2 protein-coding genes are annotated in these 4,597 nt (G+C 36.9%); both read right to left on the reverse strand.

All coding sequences use genetic code 11. The annotated features are described in order from the left end of the window. Positions 1–74: 74 nt before the first annotated feature. Positions 75–2,192, reverse strand: a complete 2,118-nt coding sequence (locus M9949_15065) for a T9SS type A sorting domain-containing protein (GenBank protein MCO5252724.1) — start codon at positions 2,190–2,192, stop codon at positions 75–77. Positions 2,193–2,340: 148 nt separating this feature from the next. Next, positions 2,341–4,368 carry a T9SS type A sorting domain-containing protein gene (locus M9949_15070; protein MCO5252725.1) on the reverse strand — a complete coding sequence of 676 codons (2,028 nt, stop codon included), beginning with the start codon at positions 4,366–4,368 and terminating at the stop codon, positions 2,341–2,343. Positions 4,369–4,597 lie beyond the last annotated feature (229 nt).

Consider the following 4,597-nt stretch of genomic DNA (forward strand, 5'->3'; position numbering starts at 1 on the left):
GTTGTAACAAAGATGATACACTAACTTTGGAATAACTGACGGTACAGTAATTAGACTTCCGAAGTCTTTATCTGTCACATCTTCACAAACATCCGCGTCCGGCTACCGATACGCAGATAATACACACCGCGAGGTAGATGCGAAATATCAACTCTCAAATTCCCGCTCCCTGAGCCTGTCGAAGGGTGAGCGGGCGGGGTGAGGTTTCTTACACATTCCCCAAGAGTATTGTAGATTTTGATTTCTGAACCTTCATCAACCCTACGGTTAACAGTAGGGTTGATAGTGTGGGAACTGATTTCAATATATTCCGTTGCGGGATTGGGGAAGATTGAAAAATCAACAGGGTTTTGAATCAGTTCGGAATTTACATTTGCCAGAAAATCAGTTTTGTAAACACCATCATTCAATGTTCCGATATAGGCGTTATTGTTCTTTCCGAAAGCCATATTTTTAATAAAAATTGGATATATTGATTCATCATTCAGAGGGAGCCAAATGTCACCATTATTCGTCGAATAGTAAATAAGGTTATATTTTCCGAAAGAATGGATGATCCTATGATTTGGAGAATAATAAAGGATATCATTATTATCAATTTTTAAAAATCGCACACCACCATTTGGTGAATCCAAGGTTGTGAATGTATTGCCGAAATCCATAGACCTGAAAACTGCATCGCCACCCTGCCAAGCATTCATACTTATAAATATAATTCCTTCGCTGTTAAAATTAACATGATTTTGAGTATTTTCCGGTACATCTAAAGGTAATTTCCGAAATGAAATACTTTTATCTTCCGAAAAAAAGACACCATCATTTGCCGAACCAACAAGTACATACTTGTTCTGATAAGTTGCAATTGATGCAATTTCATCTATTTTCAAATCAATTGATTGCCAAGATTCGCCTTTGTCATCTGAATAATGCAAATAATGGTTTCCTGCATAAATTCTACCGTCATCAGATTCTGCGAAGCAAGTGGTTATTTCAGGATAAGTCTCCATATTGTCAACAATACTCCACGATTGCCCATCATCTTTTGATATAAGTACCCCATGTTCGCTTGAGGCAAACAAATTACCGGATTTTGAGGCTAAAATTGCAGTGCTCTCAACATCGGAACTGATAGGCAATTCTAATTGTTCCCAATAGTTCCCGGAATTTGTCGTTCGATAAATTCCGCTTGCAGTTGATGCAAAAACATTAGCTTTTTGATTTATAGCAATTTGATGCACATTTGAATTGATTATTCCATTATTCTTTTTTTCTCCTGAATTTTTGGAAATATCGTAAGCTACGACGCCATTACTCCAGGTGGCAGTAAAAATCATATCACCTTGTTTTACAAGCGATTGACCCCGAACCTTCGGGAATCCATCGAGTTTAGTCCATGTATATCCACCATCGGTCGAGCGGCAAACTAAACTATCGCCACCAATATATGCATCGCCATTTTCATCAATCAAAACTGCTTCAACCCAATTTATTGGGATTGAGTCTTCCATAGGTAGCCAAGTTAAGCCAAGGTCATTAGAAATATAAACAATATTTCCCCTGCCGACAGCAATAAAGTTGTTGAATATTTTATTATATGACGAAAAATATATACCCCGCAAGTAGGAATCATCACTAATTTGAATAATTGTCCAATCAGTACCCATGTTTATTGAACGGTTGATAGATTTGCCACCAAAAGTCATTATGACAACACTATTAGAATCAAAACTAAGTTGTTGAAAGTTATTAGCAAATATGTCTACCCAACTAATTCCTTTGTCTGTAGAAAGGTGCAATCCACCAAAAAACACTTCAACATAAATATTCTCGTTGGCATCAATATCAATACTTTCAACATGCATATCCATAAAATTTGGTTTTCTTGTTGTTTTAATAAAATTCATGTTGGTATCAAATAATGATACTTCTCCTGAAGTAGTTCCCAAATAGTAGTTATTATCCGAGTCGAAAGCAATGGAAGAAATCTTTGAAGCAATTTTTGCCCAATTAGCACCACTATCTTTTGAACGAAACAAATAGTAATTTTCCGAAATTGCAAACAAATGCCCTTGTCCATTTTTGGTGATATAGGATAAATGACCGGAATACGGACCATTTGTCTGCACCCAAACAGTTTGAGAATTCAGACTAACTGAAAAAAATAGTAAAACGAAGTAAACTACATAGCGCATGATTTTTATTCTCCTTTATTTCCTCACATCTTCACAAACATCTGCGTCTGACTGCCGATACTTAGACTTCGGAAGTCTTTATAATTATCTTCAAGAAGCTTATTAAATTCATCTATTTTAAAAATTAGACTTCCGAAGTCTTCATCTGTCAGACCTTCACAAACATCTGCGTCCGGCTACCGATACGGACGTAATACACACCACGAGGCAGATGCGAAATTTCAACTCTCAAATTCCCGCTCCCTGAGCCTGTCGAAGGGTGAGCGGGCGGGGTGAGGTTAATTACGCATTCACCAAGAGTATTGAAGATTTTAATCTCTGAAACTTCATCAACCCTACGGTTAACCGTAGGGTTGATATCTACAGCTATTTCAATATATTCGCTTGCCGGGTTGGGAAAAATTCTGATACCATCATCAACTTTGCTGATTTCTACGCTTGTAGGGTCGGCTAACCTGAAAGTCAGATAACTCCAATCGGAAATAATATTTCCGTCATTTACTCTAACGCGTGCGTAGAAGTTTACATTTTCATAAGAAGGAGTGGGTATAGTAACGCTTGTATCGGCAGTAGTTTCATCAGCTAATATATTTTGTTGGAAATACGGCATATTATTTACCTGAAACTCATACATTTCTGCATTAGGAACGGATGTCCATACAAACTCTATTTCGCTTGTTTTTATTCTTTCGCCCGAGAGAGGCTTAATGAAACTGGGTGCTAATACAGAATTCTCATCAACAAAAGTGCAGAAATGGCTTGCCCGAATAAACCAGTCACTTTCGATTCCGTCGCCAATTGCTTTTACGCGAGCATAGTAGCATTGGTTATAATCAAGGTCGGGCAGTATTATTTCAAGATTGTCAACTATGGTATCTAAGACCGGATTATTAAATTGTTCATAATCATAGGTATTATTGGATGTTGCTTTTGCAAGCTGATAGCGATAACTTTTAGCACCTTCGACGGAAGTCCAATTTACCGGCAAATCAAACGGTGGTACGCGATATCCAAAATAATTCAAATATGGACGCTGTAAATTCATTTCACCGGTCATTTTGAACATCATCCTTCCTACAATAGCATAAGCAGCATCTTTTTCAAGATAGATGATTTCTAATACATTATCATATTCCATATCTACACCGCCATTAACTCCATTTGGTAAATTTTGCTGAAGCCAAGTCATGCCACCATCAGTAGTTTTATAAATCATGCTGTTGCGTCCTGCTATTAGTACGTTATCTTCGTCGGCACATGATATGGTTACAGCTCTGTAATCGGTCCATTTTTGATTGGTAGGTGTGAAAAGTTCAATCCAGCTATTGCCACCATCTGTAGTCTTTGAGACTAAGGTTTCCCACTGCTCAGGATTCGATTCTTTTCGTTTGTCATCAATCTTGTAAGCGATATTTTGGTCAATGAATTCGATAATTCTTGTATTTGGCGCTTCTGCAAAATCAACCCATGTTTCGCCTCTGTCGGTGGTTTTGATATACTTTCTGATTGATTCGGAACTTTTCTGAACTAAAATTACGAAAGTGTCTTCATCAAAAACTTTTATTGCGTTTACTTGCAAGTTTTCGATAGGAAGCGGGATTTTTTGAATTGTCTGAAATCCATCATCGGTCCATAGAAGCGTATCGCCATGGTATTCAACAGTTGAGTTATAGTAGTTCCCAACTGTCATTATTGCGGCTACGCCTAATTTTGCTGAAGCCATATCAATAAATCTAATAGTTGAATTGGAATCAAACTTGATATAATTCCAATTTTGTCCGCTATCGAAGCTGGTAAAGAGCATTGCTGTTCTCTTAAAATACGAATTAAATCCAACTGTGGTCAGATATTCCGAACTATCGCCTGCGATATAAAAATGACTCTCAACCGGAAATGACAATGAGTGTAAATCGTACTGAAATGATTCCGTTTGCAAAATGGTTTCAAATGTAGTACCGCCATCAGTAGAATATTTGACAAACCATCCGGTATTAGCAACTTCACTATCAAAAGAAATCAGCTTGTCTTTATCAAGTGCATCCATGATTTTTGAACGCCCAAAAATAGTGTAATTTCTTGATGATGTGTCAACAGCTTCCCAGCGATTTACAAGTTGCGATTCGGCGACTGTAGCAGTGATAATGATAAGCATTAAACATAGTACAAAATATTTCATCTTGTGACCCTTTAATATATTTAAAAAAACTTTTTTAAAATTGCACAATCATATATTTTAAATAACAATCGAAAAGTGATTTTGTCACACCTGTATCAAAAAAAAAGTGAAAAAATGTTGAGTAAGTTGTTGCAAGGGCGGCACAATAAACTCTCAAATGCTCCATTCATCCGATGACTTGGCGTATTCAGATTAATTGAATTGATTAAAACTATGACATATCTAAAGT

This window comes from Candidatus Kapaibacterium sp. (genome assembly GCA_023957315.1).
Classification (GTDB): Bacteria; Bacteroidota; Ignavibacteria; order Kapaibacteriales; family UBA2268; genus PGYU01.

Bases quoted from the DNA above. Each gene is read 5' to 3' on its own strand.
- M9949_15065 (MCO5252724.1), bottom strand. From the start codon at position 2,192: ATGCGCTATGTAGTTTACTTCGTTTTACTATTTTTTTCAGTTAGTCTG.
- M9949_15070 (MCO5252725.1), bottom strand. From the start codon at position 4,368: ATGAAATATTTTGTACTATGTTTAATGCTTATCATTATCACTGCTACA.